This window comes from Rhodococcus jostii RHA1 (genome assembly GCF_000014565.1).
Taxonomy (GTDB): domain Bacteria; phylum Actinomycetota; class Actinomycetes; order Mycobacteriales; family Mycobacteriaceae; genus Rhodococcus_F; species Rhodococcus_F jostii_A.
Window position 1 is genome coordinate 3479239 of sequence record NC_008268.1, and the last position, 17523, is coordinate 3496761.

Below are 17523 nucleotides of genomic sequence, written 5' to 3' on the forward strand. Positions count from 1 at the left end.
GACACGGTCAGCGATCGCCGGGGTGTGGCCAGCAGCCGATACATGCCCTCGTCGAGACCGAGGATGCCCGTCGCATCACGCAACTGCGGCAGGGAGCGGCCGGCTCACTGGTCGACGGTGAGGCCCTTCGCCTCGAGCACCTGGGCGAGATTGCTGACCTGGATCGGGGTTTCACCCTTCTTGTAGCGCTCGATGTAGGCGGCTTCGGCGGCGTCGCGCTCACGGGAGGCGTCGATGGCGAACTGGACCTCGTCGCGTCGGATCACGACCACTCCATCGCAGTCACCCTTGATCACGTCGCCGGGATAGATGATCTGGCCGCCGAACACCAACGGCTGGTTGACGGGGCCGAGGGATTCCTTCACCGTTCCCTCGATGCACACGTGCTTGGAGAAGACGGGGAACCCGAGTTCGCGGATCTCCCGGCTGTCCCGCACTCCGCCGTCCGTGACCAGTGCGCTGATGCCCCGGGCCACGCACGCGTTGGCCAGCACGTCGCCGAACTGGCCCGCGGGCTGATCGCCGGAGGATACGACGAGCACGTCGCCGGGTTGCGCGTAGCTGATGGCGACCTGGAGCATGATGTTGTCGCGCGGATGGCAGACGACCGTGAAGGCCGTTCCACAGAATGACATGTCGCGATCGATGGGCTTGATCCCCGAATCCAGCGCACCCTTGCGGCCCTGGGCTTCGTGGATGGTGGCGGCCGAGAAGGCGCCCAGACGGTCGATCGCGGCCTTGTCGGCGCGGTCGATCTTGGTAGTGACGTGAACCATGATGTCTCCGTTGGTCGGGTAAGAGCGGGTGGGGTCAGCTGAGCGACGCGACGGCCTTCTCGACCGCGGCGGCGGCGTTCCGCAGAACGTCCTCGGACGTGGCGAAGGAGACTCGGAAATACGACTCGGCGCCGTACGCGGAGCCCTGGATGGTGGCCACCGACGCGTGGTCGAGGAGGAAGAGCACCACGTCCTGGTCGTTCTCGAGCAGCGTGCCGTCGGGAGTCCGCTTGCCCACGAGGCCCGCGCATCCGACGAACAGATAGAACGCGCCCTGCGGCAGTACGGGTTCCAGACCCTCGATGCGGGAGGACAATTCGAAGATGAGGTCCCGCCGTGCGCGATAGCTCGCGACGGACGTGGCGACGAAACTCTGGTCGCCGGTGAGCGCCTCGGCCGCGGCGGCCTGACTGATCGACGACGGGCAGGAGGAACTCTGCGACTGCAGCTTGTTGATCGCTGCGATCAGGCCCTTGTTCCCGACGCCGTACCCCAGACGCCAGCCGGTCATCGCGTAGGCCTTCGACACACCGTTGGTCACCAGGATCCGATCGCGGAGGTGCGGCGCGGCCGACAACAGGTTCGGAACGGGCGAGTCGGTGAACACGATCTCGTCGTAGATTTCGTCACAGAGGACGTTCACGTGCGGGTTCCGGTCGAGTACCGCTGCCAGTTCCGCCAGTTCCCGTTCGCTGTACACCGCACCGGTCGGATTCGACGGCGCGTTGAGGATCACCCATTTCGTCGAGGGAGTGATGGCGGCGGCGAGCGTGTCCGCGGTGAGCAGGAACCGGTCGGACTCCTGGCAGTCGACGACGACGGGTGTTCCGCCGTGGACGGTCACCATGTCGGGGTACGACACCCAGTACGGCGCGGGCACGATCACCTCGGTGCCCTCCTCCACCGTCGCCATCAGCGCCAGGAAGATGACCTGCTTGGCACCTCCGCCGACGGTGATCTCGTTGTCCGTGAACTCGACCCCGGTCCGGTCGAGCATCCGCTTCGAGATCGCGTCCCGCAGTGCGGGGATACCGTTGACGGGGGTGTATTTGGTGAGACCGGATTCCATCGCCGCGACGGCTGCCGCCTTGATGTGGTCCGGTGTGTCGAAATCGGGTTCTCCGACCGTCAGGTCGAGGATCTCCCGCCCCGACGCCCGGAGCTCGCGAACCCGTTGCGCAGCTGCCACACTCGGTGACTCACGCATCTGGTCGACTCGTGCTGCAGGGACGAAGGTGGACATTGTTCCTCCTGGTAGAGGGCGTGGGAACGAAGTAAGCCGGGAACTCGGGCGGTACCTTCACACCCAGGTTATCGGGGGCACATCGCACCTGTACAAGACCGATTACTTGTCGGGTGATAGCCGTTCGGCATGGCTGGAATCAGAACGCCAGCAACACCTTCGCGGACGTGGACGCGTCCTTCGCGACGGCGAAGGCCTCGATGCCGTCCTCGATGCCGAACTCGTGACTGATCACCGGTTCGACATTCAGGCTGCCGTCCGCCAAAGCGGCGAGCACCGAATCGATCTCGTCGTTGAATCGGAACGATCCGACGAGTTCGAGCTCCCGGGTGATGACGAGCGAGAGCGGCGCGGGCTGAAGACCGGTAGGGAGCAGTCCGAGCATGACGACTCGGCCGCCGCGCGTCGCGCCGCGAATGGCCGATTCGAGCCCGAAGCGGTTACCGGAGCATTCGACGACAATGTCGGCGTCGATGTCCGCGATGCTCGCGGAGTCGGCGGCGTCCAGGGTCCGGTCGGCGCCGAGCGCCCGTGCGACCGTCTGGGGATACTCGTGCACGTCGACTGCGGTGATCTCGCGTGCACCCGCCCGGCGAAGGACCGCCACCACGAGGGCACCGATGGGTCCGCATCCCACGACGAGTGCGCTCTTCCCCGACACGTCGCCCGCGCGGGCCACGGCATGCCACGCGACTGCGGCGGGTTCCGCGACCGCAGCGGTGCGCAGTGGAAGGTCCGGTGGCAGCGGCCGCAGCATCCGGGAGGGCAGAACGGCGTACTTCGCGAATGCCCCTTCGGTGTGGGGGAATTGCGCCGCACTGCCGAGGTACGTGCATCCCGGCGAGAGGTTCGGGCGATCCGCGGGGAACCTGGCGCCGCGACCGCCGGGGGTGGCGGGGTGCACGGCGACACGTTCACCCGCTGCGGGACCGCTGCCGTCCGCCGCGGCCTGCACCACCGTTCCCACCACTTCGTGGCCCAGCAGCATCGGCGCCTTCAGAATCGACTCACCCGCCGCCCCGTGCGTCCAGTAGTGCAGGTCGGATCCGCAGATCCCGCCGTAGGCGATCTCGACCACCGTCTCGGACGGTTCGGGTCGGCGCAGCGGCACCGCTTCGATCCGGAGGTCTCCCGCGGCGTGCGCCACCACCCCGAGGGTCTCGGCCGGAAGCGGGGCGCCGGACTCGCGCTGTGCAGTGTTCACCGCGGGTCTCGATCGTTGCGCCGGATGAAGTCGAGTCCACCCGGTACCTGGAATGTGGGCATGATTTCGATCAGGCCGAGATTGACGTGGCCCGGGGCGTCGATCGCGAACTCGATCGTGTCGGCGATGTCCTTGGTGGTGATGGATTCGAAGCCTTCGTAGTACGTCTCCCACGCTTCCTTCATCGCCTCCGGCGACCCGCCCAGGTTGCGACCGAAGATCTCGGTTTCGACTCGGCCCGGGCAGATCTCGGTGACGCGGATGCGCTTGCCGATGGTGTCGTTGCGCAGCTGTCGCGAGATCTGGTGCACCGCAGCCTTCGTGGCGTGGTAGGCGGTGTGGCCGTAGAAGTTGTACAGCCCGGCGATGGAGCTGATGTTGACGATGTGGCCGAGGTCGCGCTCCACCATTCCCGGCATCAGCAGCCGGCACAGGTGCAGCACCGCACGGAGATTGACGTCGACCATCGCGTCGACCGAGGCGGCCGAGGCGTCCAGGATGTTGCCGGTGGCCGACACTCCCGCGTTGTTGATCAGGACGTCGATCTCGAGCCCGTCGACGGCCGCGCTCAGTGCGTCGATGTCTGTGATGTCGACGGCGAGCGGGATCATTCCCGTCTTGTCCGCAACCTCGTCGAGCCGTTCCTTGTTGCGGGCCAGACCGTAGACGGTCAGTCCGCGCTTGGTCAGGATCTCGGTGACCGCGGCACCCATTCCGGTGTTGGCACCGGTGACCAGTGCCGTCCGGTAGTCGTTGAATGGCATAACGCTCCCTTGCCTTACTGGTGGTGAAAGTTGGTACAGCCCGGTGGTCTTCGAGTGGTCAGGAGACCACCGGGCCGAGTCTGAGTCCGTCAGAGCGTGTCGCGGAGAGGCACGTGCGCCCGGTCGGTGATGGTGCTGACGGCGATGAGGGTTCCCACCGCGGTGACGACGGCGTAGACCGCGGGAACGTAGATTCCGAACTGAGGAATCAGCCAGGTCATGAGCAGGGGCGCCGTGCCGCCGAAGACCGCCGAGGAGATGTTGTAGCCCAGCCCGTACGCCGAGTACCGGACCCGGGTGGGGAAGAGTTCGACGATGAGGATGTGGATGACGGCAGTGTGACCGGCGAAGATCACCGCCATGATGCACGCGCCGACCACTGCGAGAACGAAGTTGCCGGTCGCGATCAGGGCGTAACAGGGGATGGCGCCGATGGCCATGGCGATCGCCGCGCCGGCGATGACCTTCTTGCGGCCGACGCGGTCGGAGAGAGCACCCATGAACGGGATGGCGATGCAGATCGCCACGAGACTTGCCGCGGTCACGAGCAGGGCGGTGCCGGTCGAGAAGCCGATGTTGTCGCCCTTGAGGAACGTCGGCATGTAGGAGAAGAGCACGTAGTAGCCGGAGCCGTTCATCAGCGGGATGAACAGCGCGAGCAGCATCGCCTTGCGGTGCTCGGGGGTCGCGAACGCTTCCTTCAGCGGGTTGCGGGACAGTCCGCCTTCGGCCTTGAGCTTCTCGAAGTTCGGGGTGTCGCTGATGGCCCGGCGGATGTACCAGCCGATGATGCCCATCGGGATCGCGACGAGGAACGGCACACGCCAGGCCCAGCTGGCCGGTCCGCCGCCGTTGATGGCGGCCTCGTTGAGCCACGGTGACATCGCGAACGCCACGAGCGTGCCCGTGAGCAGGGCCAAGAAGGACGCGATCTGTGCGTAGCTGGTGATGAGTCCGCGCTTGCCCTCCGGTGAGTGCTCGGCGAGGAAGGTCATGGCTCCCGCCGCCTCACCGCCCACGGAGAATCCCTGCAGGATGCGCAGGAGAATCAACAGCGCGGGTGCGGCGACGCCGATCGCGGCGTAGGTCGGGAGAATGCCGATTCCCGCGGTGGCGACGCTGATCAGCATGATGACGAAGACGAGCATCTTCTGCCTGCCGATCCGGTCGCCCAGGATGCCGCAGACGACCGCGCCGAGAGGTCGCACGAAGAACGAGATCGCGTAACCGGCGAAGACGAGCATCAGCGCGTCACTCGACTTGGAGACGTCGAAGAAGACGATGGCCAGGGCGGTCGCCATGAAGGCGAAGATGCCGTTGTCGTAGAGCTCGACGAAGATGCCCACGCAGCCTGCGAGAACGACTTTGCGTAGCTGGCGGGGTTGCACCTCGTGTTCGGACGTGTGCCCGGCCGTGTCGGGTGAGATCGCGTTGGTCATGCTGACTCCATCTGGGGTACCGAGCTGTGCTGGGCGGATGTCGTTTCTGTGTGAAGGGGGATCCGAAGGCTGGCGAAGGCGTTGGCCACGCGGGAGCGGAGGAGATCGATCGAGCGTCGTTGTGTCCGGTACGCGTCCACGGCGTCGGGGACGGTCACTTTCCTGAATCGGACCTCCTGGCCGGGCCGTGCCTGGCCGAGCTGGGACAGAGCGGTGGCGGTCACGACCGCGAGCACCGGATATCCGGCGGTCACCCCTCGTCCACGATGCAGAACGAGGATCTCGTCGCCGGCGGGAACCTCGACCGCACCGATCGGCACTCCGCGGGAGAGCACCTCCGTCGACCGGTCCCGCTTGGGGACCGCGCTGTCCGGATCGGTCGGCGTGAGGCGGAGGCCGATGTGGTTCGAGTTGCCGCCGATGGCGAAGGGGGTGTCGAACAATCGGGCGGCGGTCGAGCCGAATTCGTGGACGTCGGGACCATCGGTCACGTCGATGGTCCAGCATCCGGTGAAGGCCGCGGGCCGGGCGCCGAGCCGGAACAGCGGCATCCGGAAGTGCGGGTGGTCGATCGGCGGTCCGTCGACGTCGATGGCGACGGACTCGCCGACCGTCAGTTGCCGGCCGAAACCGAGAACCGAGTCGGGGGCGCAACTACCGAGCAGGTAGGGCGCGTCGATCGTTCCGTGCACGGCGAGGTAGACCCTGAGCCCGTCGCGGATTCCGCGGACGGTGAGTTCTTCGCCCGCGGTCCACACGAACGGCTCCCACTGCGGGCGGGTGACACCCCCGACCTGCACCTCCGCCGGCGCTCCGGTGACCGCGACGAGCAGGTCGATGCTCGCGACGGCGCCGAAGTCCATGGCGACCATCTCGAGCAGGGGTGCCGTACGCGGGCTCCCGACCAGTGCGTTCGCCACGTCGGCGCTGTACTGGTCCGAGGCCCCGCCGGTCATCTGGCCGAACCGGGACGCTCGGAGCCGGCCGAGGTCCTGGATCGAGGTCAGCCCGGGTGTCGTGAGGGTGATCGATTCAGCCATGCCGGACCCCCTCGTACGTCGACCACTCGGCCGCGGCGATCGGAACGAAGAGGAACGTGTCGCCGGGCCGGAAGTCGGACAGTGGGTCCGTCGCCGGATCGACGATGGTCAGCGGCGTTCGGCCGATCACCGGCCAGCCTCCCGGCGCGGGACGCGCGGAGACGACGGCCTGCCTGCCCGCGACTGCGACCGCGCCTGCCGGTACGTGTGGCCGCGGAATCGTGCGGCGTGGGACGGGCCGCGGGAAGGCGGGACCGTCCAGCATCGGGGCGCCGCCCGGGGAACCGAAGCAGCGCATGGTCAGTGGGCCTGCGCCGTGCAGTCGGATCACCTCGGCCGGTGAGAGTTCGAGGTGTGCTGCCACGTCGTCGAGGTCGGGGCCGAATTCTCCCCCGTAGACGACGGGGATCTCGAACTGCCGCGGGCCGCGCGCCGCGGCATCCGCGGGGAGCTCGACAAGTCGTTCGACGTGCGCACGAATGGCCCCGTGGGTGGTTGCACCACAATCGAATTCGACCAGCACCGCGTCGTACGTGGGAATGATGCCGGTGACCGCGACCTCGTCGCCGCGTGCGTCGAGTGCGGCGGCGACCGTGTGGACCACCCGCCAGCGCTCCTCGGCATCCGGGGACAGCGACGTCAGACGTACCGCGGAGTCTCCGCAATCCGAGAGGACGAACTCCCGGTGCGGCCGGATGCACGTCACGCCGGACACGTCGCGGACTCCTTCTCTTCCTTGGCTGCTTCCTTGGCCGCGAGGACCTCGGTGACCGGGGCGATGACGACGCCCGCACGCAGGAGCGCCTCCCGGATCGCTCGCGCGTTGCGTACGGCGTCGGCGCCGTCACCGTGCAGCAGCACCGTATCGGCCTCGATCGGGATGCGTGTGCCGTCGACGGCCTCGACCACACCCTCGGTCACCATCTGCACCGTGCGCGCCACCAGAGTGTCCTGGTCGTGAATCACGGCACCGGGCTCGGACCGCGGCACCAGGGTGCCGTCCGAGCGGTACGCGCGGTCCACGATGGCGACGATCGCCACGCGAATCCCCCGTTCACGGGCGTGGTCGGCGAGTTCACCGTCCTGGGCGAGCACGATCAGCCGAGGGTCGAACGCTTCCACCGCGTCGACGACGGCGCGGGCGTAGTCCGCCCGCGTCGCGACGAGATTTCCCAACCGACCGTGCGGTGCGATGTGCGAGAGCGTCGTGCCGTGCGAGGTCGCGAAGGCGTACAGCGCGCCGAGTTGGTACAGAACGTCGGTGCGGACCTCGTCTGCGGTGAGGTCCATCGCGCGCCGGCCGAACCCTGCCAGGTCGGGAAAGCTGGGGTGCGCGCCGATACCGATTCCGCGGGCGACGCATCCTCGGACCGTGGCGTCCATGGTCCTGGGGTCACCGGCATGGAATCCGCACGCGACGTTGGCGGACGTCAGCACGTCGAGCAGCGCGTCGTCGTCGCCCATCGTCCATGCGCCGAAGCTCTCGCCGAGGTCGGCGACGAGATCGATCTTGACAGTCACGGTGCCTCCCATGGGGACCTGCAGTGGAACCGCTGGTGCAGTTCCTGTGAACTTTCGATGTAAACGGACGCTACGCAGGATCCGGTTCGGGCGGTTAATACCTGTTTTACGTGAGGCGATAACGAACGTCTATGGTGTTTGAACAGCGGCGATGCAAAAACGGAAGAACAGCGCCTCGCATTTGGCTACGGCGGTGTTTCCGCCCGGCAACCTTGTCGAAACCGCGGCGTGCTTGCGTCGCCGCATTGTCAGAAAGGCAGATCGCTCGTGGATACCCGACGCTTGTTCTCATTCGTCCGCATCGTCGACGCCGGAAGCATCACGCGGGCGGCCGACATTCTGCACATCGCCCAACCGGCACTGAGCCAGCAGATGACGGCGCTGGAGACCCACTTCGGTCAGCAGCTGCTGATCCGCAGCAAGCAGGGCGTGGAACCCACCGATGCGGGGCGCGCGCTGTACCGGCACGCGCAGGTGATCCTGCGGCAGGTGGAGAGCGCTCACGCCGAGGTGAGCGTCGTCGGCCGAGAACTAGCGGGCGGTGTCTCCGTGGGGCTCGCGCCGTACAGCACGGTGAGTTCCATCGCGTTGCCGCTGCTCACCGCGGTGCGGTCGCGGTACCCCAGCATCCTTCTGCACATCAACGAGAATTTCGGTGGCGTGCTGAGCGAGGCCATGATGACTGGCCGCATGGATATGGCGCTGCTCTACGACGCCGGGCCGATCAAGGGCGTCAACTTCGAGCGTCTGCTCACCGAGGAGCTGATGGTCGTCGCGCCGGCAGGCACCGGTCTGCCCGGTGACACCGGGACGGCCGTCGCCATCAAGGATCTCGTCGACCTGCCGCTGCTGCTGCCGGGCCCGATGCACACCATTCGCAAGGTGGTGGAGCAGGCCTACGAACACGCCTTCGAGCACGCGCGGGTGGTCGGCGAGGTGGAATCGGTGACCTTGATGGCGCAGGCGGTCCGGAACGGTTTGGGCGCGACGGTATTACCGTTCTCCGTGGCCCGCCGCATCATGAATGTGGAGAACCTGGAACTCCGCCGGATCGAACCGACCATCGAAGTCCAGGTCTCCCTCGGAACACCCGCCAATCAGCCGCTCTCGGGACCTGCCGAGGCGGTACGCGAGGTGTTGCGCAGTGTCGTCGCCAACTACATCCGGACCAGTTCGGAAGCCGAACGAGGCCTTCAGTAACCCCGGCTCCGGTCGATCGGCGCCATCAAAGGCGCTCCGGCAGCGAAGCGTTCGACGTTGGACGCGACGTGATCGGCAAGCAACCGCGTCAGACCGGTCGCCGGATTCGCGACGTGCGGCGTGATGATGGCATTCGGCAGGGTCCAGAGCGGATGTCCGTCGGGAAGTGGTTCGGGATCGGTGACGTCGAGGGCGGCCCCGCCGATCGATCCGGCCTTCAGCGCGTCGACGAGTCCCGCGGTGTCGATGAGGGAGCCGCGCGCCACGTTGACGATCCACGCCGTCGATTTCATCTGCGCCAGCGCGTCCTTGTCGACGATGTGCGCGGTCGCCGCCGTCGCCGGCGCGGCGATGACGAAATGGTCCGCTCTGGACCAGATTTCCGACGTCCGATCGGACGGCAGCGTCTCGACTGCACCCGGGACCGGGATTCCCGAACGGGTCACGGCGAGCACCCGCGCCCCGAACGCGTCGAGCAGTGGGATCATCGCGCGACCGATGCCACCGCACCCGACGATGGCGACCGTCGCCCCGCGCAGTGTGCCCACCTGCGGGTCGAATTCTGCCTTGCGCCACGAGGTCGCGCGCACCTGCTCGGTGAGAGCACGGACGCCGGCCAGGAGCAGCAGGACTCCGTGTTCCGCGACGTTGCCGGCGTAGGCGCCGGCCGCGGACGTCCAGGTCCGCTCGGTGTCGACGATCCCCGCGGAGATCCACGGCTCCACACCCGCTGAGGGGAGTTGCACCCAGCGCACCGAGTCCGGCAACTGCGCCGGGAACGTGTCAGGGCCGTGCGCCCACACCACGGCTTCGGCGTCGTCGAGCGGGGCGAGTACGCCTCCGCCCCGCTCGATCCCGCGCATCAGCGCGGCGTCCGGGTGCGGTCCGAGGTGGATACGAGGCGTTGCGGTGTTCGGCATCATGGTCTTTCGAGTCGATCGGGTGGGGATCACACTACGGCGGTGAGGCCGCCGTCGACGTACAGGATCTGGCCGTTGACGAAGTCCGACGCCGGCGACGAGAGGAAGAGCAGTGCACCCACGAGTTCCTCGGTGCGACCCCACCGCCCGGCGGGCGTGCGCTTGGTCAGCCACGCACTGAAGTCGGCATCGTTCACGAGCGCCTCGGTGAGCTGGGTGTCGAAGTACCCCGGTGCGATGGCGTTGGTCTGCAGGCCCAGTGGCGCCCAGTCGGCGCACATTCCTCGTGTGAGCATCTTGAGCCCGCCCTTGCTCGCGGCGTACGGGGCGATGCCCGCCCGGCCGAGCTCACTCTGGACGGAACAGATGTTGACGATCTTCCCCTGCCCGCGCCGGACCATCGCCCGCGCAAACTCGCGGCCGACGAAGAAGGCGCTGCTCAGGTTGGTGTCGAGCACGCGACGGAAGTCGTCGTCGCCGAACTCGAGCAGGGGGCTGCGGTGCTGGACGCCGGTGTTGTTCACGACGATCTCGACGGGACCGATCTCGTCCTCGACCCGCTGCGCGGCGGCCGCGACCTCTCCGGGAGCGGTCACGTCGAAGGCGCAGGTGTGGACTGTCGCGCCGGTGGCGCGGACGATCTCGTCGCGGCTGCGTGCGAGGGCGTCGGCGTCGCGGCCGTTGAGCACGACCTCCGCACCCGCCTCGGCGAGTCCGTTGGCGAGCGCGAAGCCGATTCCCCGGCTCGACCCCGTGACGAGCGCGATCTTGCCCGCCACATCGAAATTCCCGTGCGAACTCACTGTGTGGCAACCTTTCGTTCTTCGTGCAGGTATTCGGCGGCGGCCCGTGCGATCGCATCCGGTGCCGGAGCGACGTCCAGGACCACGCCGAACTCGTCGGCGTCGAGCGGCTCGAGGAGCGCGAACTGGGAATCGAGCAGGGCAGGCGGCATGAAGTGCCCGCTCCGCGCCTGCATCCGGCCGTGGATGACCTCCCGCTCTCCCGTGAGGTGGACGAACAACACCGGGTCGGAGACGTCGCGGAGGATGTCGCGATAGCTCTGCCGTAGCGCCGAGCACGCCACCACACCCCGGCGTCCCTGATCGGACAGCGCCTGCAGGCGGTCGCGGACGACTGCGAGCCACGGCGCCCGGTCGTCGTCGGTCAGCGGGATACCGGCGGCCATCTTCTCGACATTCGACGGCGGATGCAGATCGTCGGCGTCGAGGAACCGGTGGCCGGTCAGTTCGGAAAGTTGCTGCGCGACTGTCGTCTTCCCGCAGCCGGTCACCCCCATCACCACGATGTGGGGTCGCTGATCGCCACTCATGAAATGTTCCTGTCCGCCGGTGTGGAGAGATGCAGTTCGAACATGCCCGACCGGACAACAGCTTGGCAATGGCGGAGGGGATACCGGTTGACGTTGCCGTCATAGCGAAGCGCGAGGGATGCGGATGCTATCGGCTCACGAGTTTGACCGCCGCGGCCTCGATCGTCTCCTCGGAGAGCAGGACCTCGAGGGCGGCGTCGCCGAGGGGGATGAAGCTGTCGTCGCTCGTGACGCGTGCCAGCGGCCCGGTGAAGCCGTCGTCGATCAACGCCGTCACCACACCTTCGGACACTCCCCCCGACTTGCGGGTTTCGTCGACGACGAGCACCCGGCCGGTGGCGTTCGCCTCCCGGAGAATGTCGTGCACCGGCAGCGGTGCGAGCCACCGCATGTCCACCACGCGCGCGGCGATGTTCGCCCGTTCGAGACGGCGCGCGACCCGCAGACTCATCCGGACCCCGTTGCCGAACGTGACGATCGTCAGGTCGGCGCCGTCACCGTACGTGCGGGCGGAGCCGATCGGCACGTGATTCCCGGCCCGCTTCGCCGGATCCGGATACGGTGCCAGCCACTGCTCGTCACCGTTCTCGTACAAATCGCGGGTGTGATACAGGGCAATCGGTTCCAGATACACACACACCGCCCCCGCGGTGCGGGCGGCCGCGACGCACGTGTGCATCATGGCCGCGGCGTCGTCGGGACGCGCCGGGGACGCCACCACGATGCCCGGGATGTCGCGCAGTGCGGCGACGGCATTGTCGTTGTGGAAATGCCCGCCGAACCCCTTCTGATACCCGTATCCGGCAACCCGCACCACCATCGGGTTGCGGTACTGGCGGTCGGAGAAGAACTGCAACGTCGCACCCTCCCCGCGGATCTGATCGGCCGCATTGTGCAGATACGCCAGGTACTGGATTTCCGGGATGGGCAGCAGCCCGGACACTCCCGCTCCCAGCGCGAGACCCAGGATCGCCTGCTCGTCGAGGAGCGTGTCGAACACCCGCGCCGACCCCGCCTTCTTCATCAGACCCCGGGTCACCCCGTACACCCCGCCCTTGCGGGCGACGTCCTCACCGAACACCAGCGCCTCGGGGTACCGGGCCAGCACGTCGAGCAGGGCACGGTTGATCGCGAGAGCGGTGGTCAGCGGACCTTCGTCCTCGGGAAGCGGGGATCCGACGAACTGCGCGCGACGGTCCGGGTCGACGCGTTCCGGCGCGGCCGCGGCGGCCTGCTCGGCGCTGTCGGTGAGGGGCTTCATCACGGCCGCGGGACTGTCCAGTTGAGGTAGTTCGCCGACCTGCTCGGCCAGTTCGAGGACCTCGGCGCGCTTCTTCTCGTAGAGGTCGAGGATCTCGGTGGGACTCAGATGTCCGCGCTCGATCAGCAGTTTCGCCGTGCACAGCACCGGATCCCGCTCGAAGTCGGCGGTGATCTCCGCAGATGTCCGGTACGCGGCCTCGACATCGGAACCGGCGTGACCCATCAACCGGATGGTGCGCAGATGCAGAAACGCGGGCTTCCGATTCCTCCGGACCCACTCGGCGGCCGACACTGCCGTGGCGTACGCCGCCGGCAGGTCGGATCCGTCCGCCTCGAAGTACTCGAGGCCCGCACGGTCACCGAAGTTCGCGGCGATCCAGCCCTTCGGAGTCTTGGTGCTGATCCCGATCCCGTTGTCCTCGCACACCAGCAGCAGCGGCAACGGCAACCCCTGATAGGCGGCGTGCACCGCGGTATTGATGGCACCGACGGCGGTGGAATGGTTCGCGGACGCATCCCCGAAGCTGCCGACGGCGATCGCGTCCGCCGGCCACGGCGAGGGCACATGCACCTTCTCCGACCGGGCGATGGAGAAGGCGACACCGACAGCGCGTGGGAGATGCGAAGCGATGGTGGAGGTTTGGGGAATGATGTTGAGATCGTGGCGGCCGAACACCTTGTGCCGACCACCCGATATCGGTTCCTCCGTCGCGGCCACGAGACCGAGGAGGACGTCGCGCAGCGGATCACTGCCGTCCACCTGCTGCGCCCGCGCCAGGAAGAAACCACCGGAACGGTAGTGCAGCAGAGCGGGATCGGTGGGTCGCAGCGCGGCCGCGACAGCGGCATTGCCCTCGTGCCCGGAAGAGCCGATCGTGTAGAAACCCTTGCCCCGCGACCGCAACCAGCGGGCCGCCAGATCGAGATGCCTGCTGCCGACCTGGGCGTCGAAGAGGTCCAGAGCGCCCTGCACCGACAACGGGGACGGCGGCTGGATCGGATCCTCCGGACCGACGCCGGGGCGGCTCTCCACGGGGACCAGCCCCGACACGACAGAGGTGAAGTAGTCGTCGATCTGTTCGGCCATTCCTCGATCATCCTGTGGCGCCGACCAGCGGGCAAGAGTCGCAGGATGGCAGCATGTCTGATTCAGCAGGTAGTGGATGCGCTCGACGGCACCACTACCTGCCGGGACAGACGTACTGCACATTCGAGAGACTGTGATCATGACCAATTCCCCCGCCGCCGAATACACGCTGGTGCGTGCTCGATGACCACGACGAGGACCGGTGTCGCCGTGATAGGTACCGGCACGATGGGCTCCGCAATCATGTGGAGACTGTCGGAGCGGGGTGTTCCTGCCGTCGGTCTCGAGCAGTTCACTCCCGGACACGATCGTGGCTCCGGGCACGGCGAGTCGCGCATCTTCAGAACCGCATATCATGAGGATCCCGCGTATGTCCCGATGCTCCGGGCCGCACTCCGAGGATGGCGGGAACTCGGTGAGCAAACCGGCGAACCCGTCCTGACGATGACCGGGGGCCTCAGCATCGGCCCCTCGACCGGCGTGATCGTGGGTGGCTCCCTCGAAGCAGCCAAGGTCCATGCCCTCACCCAGGAGATTCTCGACCCGGCCGAGTTCGCTACCCGGTTTCCTACTCAGCGATTGCGTGAGGGGGATACGGCCATCTGGGAGAAGGACGCCGGCGTGATAAGGCCGGAGTTGGCGATCACCGGTGCCGCGCGCCGTGCGTGCGAACTGGGTGCCTCTGTGCGTCCCGAGAGCCGCGTACTGAATATCGAGGACGGTCCCGGTGACACGGTGCTCGTGCGGCTCGACGACGAGGTCATTCGAGCCGACCACGTCGTGGTCGCGGCCGGCGCCTGGATTCCCGGCCTCCTCCCGGCCGCCCAGCTCCCGTTGACTGTGGAGCGCAAGATCCTCGCATGGTTCCCGGCCGAAGATCCGACGCAGTTCGGGCCGGACCGGTTCCCGGTATTCCTGAGGGACAGTCCGGAAGGTACGTGGTACGGCTTCCCCAGCATGGACGGCAAGACGGTCAAGATCGCGCTCCATCTCGGCGGGCGCGAGACCGACCCTGACGAGTTGGATCGTGTGGTCCACGACGAGGACACCGCTCCGTTGCGGGATCTCGTTCGTCGTTATCTGCCTGGATTGGGTTCGCGCCCCGTGCGGGCCGCAGTGTGTATGTACACGAACACACCCGACGGCCACTTCGTCATCGGAAATCCACCCGCCTACAGGAACGTGACGGTCATCTCCGCGTGCTCTGGTCACGGTTTCAAATTCGCACCGGTGATCGGGGAGATCGCAGCCGATCTCAGTTGCGGCTCGACCCCCGAGTTCCCTTTGGAGTTGTTCGATGTCAACCGATTCGCGGATTGACACACCGGAATACGGCGTTCGTGCGGTTGCGATCGAGGGGAAGGGCCGCCGGCCCTCCCCCTCGCTGCTGCCTATGCGGAGAAGTACACCGGGGGTGTCGTCGAATCCAGTGCCAGTGCCACAGCCGCACGCGCCGCGACGGGACCCACCAGGTTTCCAGTCCCGTTGTACCCACCGATGGCGATGACACCGGGAAGAACCTCGGAGCAGAGGGGACGGCCGTCGGTGGTGTAACTCACGGACGCACCCCATCTGCGAACGACGTCGACGGGCTTGCCCGCCATACGTTCCGCTACTCGTTCGATGTAACCCTGGACGTCCGGAGTGGGTGACGTGTCGAATGTCCACTCGGTGTCGACGAAACGGTCTCGTCCGCCCCCGACGAACAGGCGCCCATCCTTCGCTTGCTGGGCGTAGTCGTATCCCCAGCGTCCGTACACAGGGCACGGCAGGCGTTCAGGGAGACCCGGCGCCGTCCCGAGCATTTGCAGGCGTGCCGTCCGGACCCGCCCCTGCAAGTCCGGGAGGACCTGTTCGAGTTTGCCGTCCACCGCGACAATGACGACCGGCGCACTGACCGTACCGTGTTCTGTTGTCACCCTTCCACTCTCCACGGAGGTGACAGCCGAGTGCTCGTACAGGCCGGCCCGCCCCCGAAGGAGTGACGCCAGCCCCAGAGCTCGGCGGGAGGGGTTCATGGCCGCGTCGTCGGGCAGAAACAGGCCGCGCCCGAGCTCGCCGTCGTATTCTTCGACAGCGATGTCGCGCTCCCGCAGCACCGCTTCCAGTGCTGCGCAATCCGCGAGTTCCGCCACACGGTCGGCGGCCTCGGCGTCGTCGACAGGTTCGCCGGGCAATCCCGCGAGGCGAATGGAGCCCGTCCGTGCGATGATCTCCGGCCCCAGCATGTCGGCAAGCCGGTCCAACTCGAGAAGAGTTGCGCGATAGAGATCGACCGACGACGTCCCCCAGGTCGAGAGGGACGAGTGGAGGAACGTCGCCGGGCCGCCCAGGAGGAAGCCGCCGTTGCGCCCCGCCGCGCCGGCCGCGACCCGCCCGGCGTCGACGCCGACAACCTGCAGCCCACGTTCGACCAGGGCGCCGATCGCCGCGAGACCCGACCCGCCGAGGCCGACGACACACACGTCGGCCGTGACATTCTGTTCCAACACCGGAAGACCGTTCCACGACGCGACCACCGGGTCGTCGTCCCAGGCGCTCACCGAGTCCCACTGGGTCTCGGATCGACGATTCGTCATCGCATTTCCCTATCGTTCAGCTCGATGCGTTCCGGTACGCCGGGCGGCGACTCTACCCCGTGCCCCTCGGTCGTTCCCGACATTCGCCAGGCGGTGCCGAGCGCGGTGCGGGTCGCGGAGTCCAGCAGGTGAGTGTCATGGCGTTCTCCGATGATAGATCGCGGACGATGCGGCTCAGCTCACCTTCTTGATCAGGTCGGCGAGCTCGGCCAGTTCGACGGCGTCGAGGTCGGTCAACGGCGCGCGGACGGGGCCGGCGGGTCGGTCGATCACCGTCATGCCGGCCTTGATGATGCTGACCGCGTAGCCCTGTTTCTTGTTGCGCAGGTTGCAGTACGGGATCACGAACTCGTTGAGCGCGTTGATGACGAACGCGTTGTCTCCGCTGCGGAGTGCGTTGTAGAAGTCGATCGCGAACTTCGGCACGAAGTTGTAGATGGCCGAGGAGTAGGTGGTGACGCCCAAGGCGAGATAGGGCAGTGCGAACATCTCGGCGGTGGGCAGTCCGCCGATGTAGGTCAGCCGGTCGCCGAGACTCGCGTAGATGCGCGTCATCTGCTCGATGTTTCCGACCCCGTCCTTGAAACCGACCAGGTTCGGGCAGCTGTCCGCGAGCTCCGCGACAGCGGCCTCGGTGTAGACCGCGTTGGCGCGGCTGTAGATAGTCACCCCGAGAGTGGTTGCGGCACACACCTCTTTGACGTGGGCGACGAGGCCGTCCTGGCTCGCCTCCGTGAGATACGGGGGAAGCAAAAGGATGCCGTGCGCGCCGACGCTCTCCGCCGACCGGGCCATCTGCACGGCGGTGGAGGTGCCGTAACCGGCGGGTGCGATCACCGGGAGACCGTCGGGTGCCTCCTGTACCGCGGCCCGGACCACCTGCTCCACCTCGGGCGGGGTGAGCGAGAAGAACTCGCCCGTGCCACCGGCGGCGAACAACCCGGAGGCGTCGAACTGCCCGAGCCAGCCGATGTTCTCGCGGTACGCGGCCTCGTCGAACGAGTGGTCGTCCTTGAAGTGGGTGACCGGGAACGACAACAGACCGGAGCCGAGCTTGTGAGCGATCTCGTGGGGGGACGCAGTGGCCATGGGTTTCGTTCTCCTCGTTCGCAATCGCGCCGCCGTCGGTGCGCGCTGTGTCCACAAGGCTAGGA

16 protein-coding genes are annotated in these 17523 nt (G+C 67.2%); 2 read left to right on the forward strand and 14 right to left on the reverse strand.

The genetic code is table 11. The features are described 5' to 3' along the window. Positions 1-104: 104 nt before the first annotated feature. From RHA1_RS15940 to RHA1_RS15975, 8 genes are all read right to left on the reverse strand, one after another. Positions 105-776 carry a 4-carboxy-4-hydroxy-2-oxoadipate aldolase/oxaloacetate decarboxylase gene (locus RHA1_RS15940; RefSeq protein WP_011595939.1) on the reverse strand — a complete coding sequence of 224 codons (672 nt, stop codon included), beginning with the start codon at positions 774-776 and terminating at the stop codon, positions 105-107. A 34-nt stretch (positions 777-810) separates the two neighbouring features. Continuing rightward, complete coding sequence (locus tag RHA1_RS15945; protein WP_011595940.1) at positions 811-2019, reverse strand: aspartate transaminase; 1209 nt, start codon at positions 2017-2019, stop codon at positions 811-813. A 139-nt stretch (positions 2020-2158) separates the two neighbouring features. After that, positions 2159-3223 carry an L-idonate 5-dehydrogenase gene (locus tag RHA1_RS15950; RefSeq protein WP_011595941.1) on the reverse strand — a complete coding sequence of 355 codons (1065 nt, stop codon included), beginning with the start codon at positions 3221-3223 and terminating at the stop codon, positions 2159-2161. Next, positions 3220-3987, reverse strand: coding sequence for an SDR family oxidoreductase (locus RHA1_RS15955; protein WP_011595942.1), 768 nt, complete (start codon positions 3985-3987; stop codon positions 3220-3222). Before RHA1_RS15955 ends, RHA1_RS15950 begins: the two co-directional genes overlap by 4 nt. 89 nt (positions 3988-4076) lie before the next feature. Continuing rightward, the gene (locus tag RHA1_RS15960) at positions 4077-5426 is read right to left on the reverse strand and encodes an MFS transporter (protein WP_005250039.1); all 1350 of its coding nucleotides are present in this window, start codon (positions 5424-5426) and stop codon (positions 4077-4079) included. Further along, positions 5423-6466: a 5-oxoprolinase subunit C family protein gene (locus RHA1_RS15965; protein WP_011595943.1), complete on the reverse strand. Its 1044-nt coding sequence runs from the start codon at positions 6464-6466 to the stop codon at positions 5423-5425. The genes RHA1_RS15960 and RHA1_RS15965 overlap by 4 nt, the downstream gene beginning before the upstream one ends. Beyond that, on the reverse strand, positions 6459-7181 hold the full coding sequence (locus RHA1_RS15970; protein WP_011595944.1) for a 5-oxoprolinase subunit B family protein: 723 nt from the start codon (positions 7179-7181) through the stop codon (positions 6459-6461). Before RHA1_RS15970 ends, RHA1_RS15965 begins: the two co-directional genes overlap by 8 nt. Continuing rightward, positions 7169-7999, reverse strand: a complete 831-nt coding sequence (locus tag RHA1_RS15975; RefSeq protein ID WP_011595945.1) for a LamB/YcsF family protein — start codon at positions 7997-7999, stop codon at positions 7169-7171. Before RHA1_RS15975 ends, RHA1_RS15970 begins: the two co-directional genes overlap by 13 nt. Before the next feature lie 270 nt (positions 8000-8269). On the opposite strand from RHA1_RS15975, the gene nac reads away from it, so the two are divergent. Continuing rightward, entirely contained in the window at positions 8270-9187 is a 918-nt protein-coding gene (gene nac / locus RHA1_RS15980; RefSeq protein WP_016881936.1) for a nitrogen assimilation transcriptional regulator NAC, read from the forward strand. Here nac and RHA1_RS15985 read toward each other — a convergent pair. The 4 genes from RHA1_RS15985 to RHA1_RS16000 all read right to left on the reverse strand — a co-directional run bounded on the left by RHA1_RS15985 (position 9181) and on the right by RHA1_RS16000 (position 13790). Further along, positions 9181-10110, reverse strand: a complete 930-nt coding sequence (locus RHA1_RS15985) for a D-isomer specific 2-hydroxyacid dehydrogenase family protein (protein WP_011595947.1) — start codon at positions 10108-10110, stop codon at positions 9181-9183. The genes nac and RHA1_RS15985 overlap by 7 nt on opposite strands. Positions 10111-10136: 26 nt before the next feature. Further along, positions 10137-10910 (reverse strand): SDR family oxidoreductase, encoded by a 774-nt coding sequence (locus RHA1_RS15990; protein WP_011595948.1) that lies wholly within the window; start codon positions 10908-10910, stop codon positions 10137-10139. Further along, positions 10907-11440, reverse strand: coding sequence for a gluconokinase (locus tag RHA1_RS15995; RefSeq protein WP_041811533.1), 534 nt, complete (start codon positions 11438-11440; stop codon positions 10907-10909). The genes RHA1_RS15990 and RHA1_RS15995 overlap by 4 nt, the downstream gene beginning before the upstream one ends. A gap of 127 nt (positions 11441-11567) precedes the next feature. Further along, positions 11568-13790, reverse strand: coding sequence for a thiamine pyrophosphate-dependent enzyme (locus RHA1_RS16000; protein WP_011595950.1), 2223 nt, complete (start codon positions 13788-13790; stop codon positions 11568-11570). A 183-nt stretch (positions 13791-13973) separates the two neighbouring features. Between RHA1_RS16000 and solA the strand changes: the two genes are divergently transcribed. After that, positions 13974-15110, forward strand: a complete 1137-nt coding sequence (solA, locus tag RHA1_RS16005) for an N-methyl-L-tryptophan oxidase (protein ID WP_011595951.1) — start codon at positions 13974-13976, stop codon at positions 15108-15110. 71 nt (positions 15111-15181) lie between these two features. On the opposite strand, the gene RHA1_RS16010 is transcribed toward solA, so the two are convergent. Next, positions 15182-16369 (reverse strand): NAD(P)/FAD-dependent oxidoreductase, encoded by a 1188-nt coding sequence (locus RHA1_RS16010; protein ID WP_011595952.1) that lies wholly within the window; start codon positions 16367-16369, stop codon positions 15182-15184. 174 nt (positions 16370-16543) lie between these two features. After that, positions 16544-17458 carry a 5-dehydro-4-deoxyglucarate dehydratase gene (kdgD, locus tag RHA1_RS16015; protein ID WP_011595953.1) on the reverse strand — a complete coding sequence of 305 codons (915 nt, stop codon included), beginning with the start codon at positions 17456-17458 and terminating at the stop codon, positions 16544-16546. Positions 17459-17523 lie beyond the last annotated feature (65 nt).

Excerpts from the sequence above, each read along its gene's own strand:
- RHA1_RS15940 (WP_011595939.1), bottom strand. The coding sequence starts at position 776 with ATGGTTCACGTCACTACCAAGATCGACCGCGCCGACAAGGCCGCGATC.
- RHA1_RS15965 (WP_011595943.1), bottom strand. The coding sequence starts at position 6,466 with ATGGCTGAATCGATCACCCTCACGACACCCGGGCTGACCTCGATCCAG.
- kdgD (WP_011595953.1), bottom strand. The coding sequence starts at position 17,458 with ATGGCCACTGCGTCCCCCCACGAGATCGCTCACAAGCTCGGCTCCGGT.
- RHA1_RS15995 (WP_041811533.1), bottom strand. The coding sequence starts at position 11,440 with ATGAGTGGCGATCAGCGACCCCACATCGTGGTGATGGGGGTGACCGGC.
- solA (WP_011595951.1), top strand. The coding sequence starts at position 13,974 with ATGACCACGACGAGGACCGGTGTCGCCGTGATAGGTACCGGCACGATG.
- RHA1_RS15945 (WP_011595940.1), bottom strand. The coding sequence starts at position 2,019 with ATGTCCACCTTCGTCCCTGCAGCACGAGTCGACCAGATGCGTGAGTCA.
- RHA1_RS16000 (WP_011595950.1), bottom strand. The coding sequence starts at position 13,790 with ATGGCCGAACAGATCGACGACTACTTCACCTCTGTCGTGTCGGGGCTG.
- RHA1_RS15960 (WP_005250039.1), bottom strand. The coding sequence starts at position 5,426 with ATGACCAACGCGATCTCACCCGACACGGCCGGGCACACGTCCGAACAC.
- RHA1_RS15975 (WP_011595945.1), bottom strand. The coding sequence starts at position 7,999 with ATGGGAGGCACCGTGACTGTCAAGATCGATCTCGTCGCCGACCTCGGC.
- RHA1_RS15955 (WP_011595942.1), bottom strand. The coding sequence starts at position 3,987 with ATGCCATTCAACGACTACCGGACGGCACTGGTCACCGGTGCCAACACC.
- RHA1_RS15985 (WP_011595947.1), bottom strand. The coding sequence starts at position 10,110 with ATGATGCCGAACACCGCAACGCCTCGTATCCACCTCGGACCGCACCCG.
- RHA1_RS16010 (WP_011595952.1), bottom strand. The coding sequence starts at position 16,369 with ATGACGAATCGTCGATCCGAGACCCAGTGGGACTCGGTGAGCGCCTGG.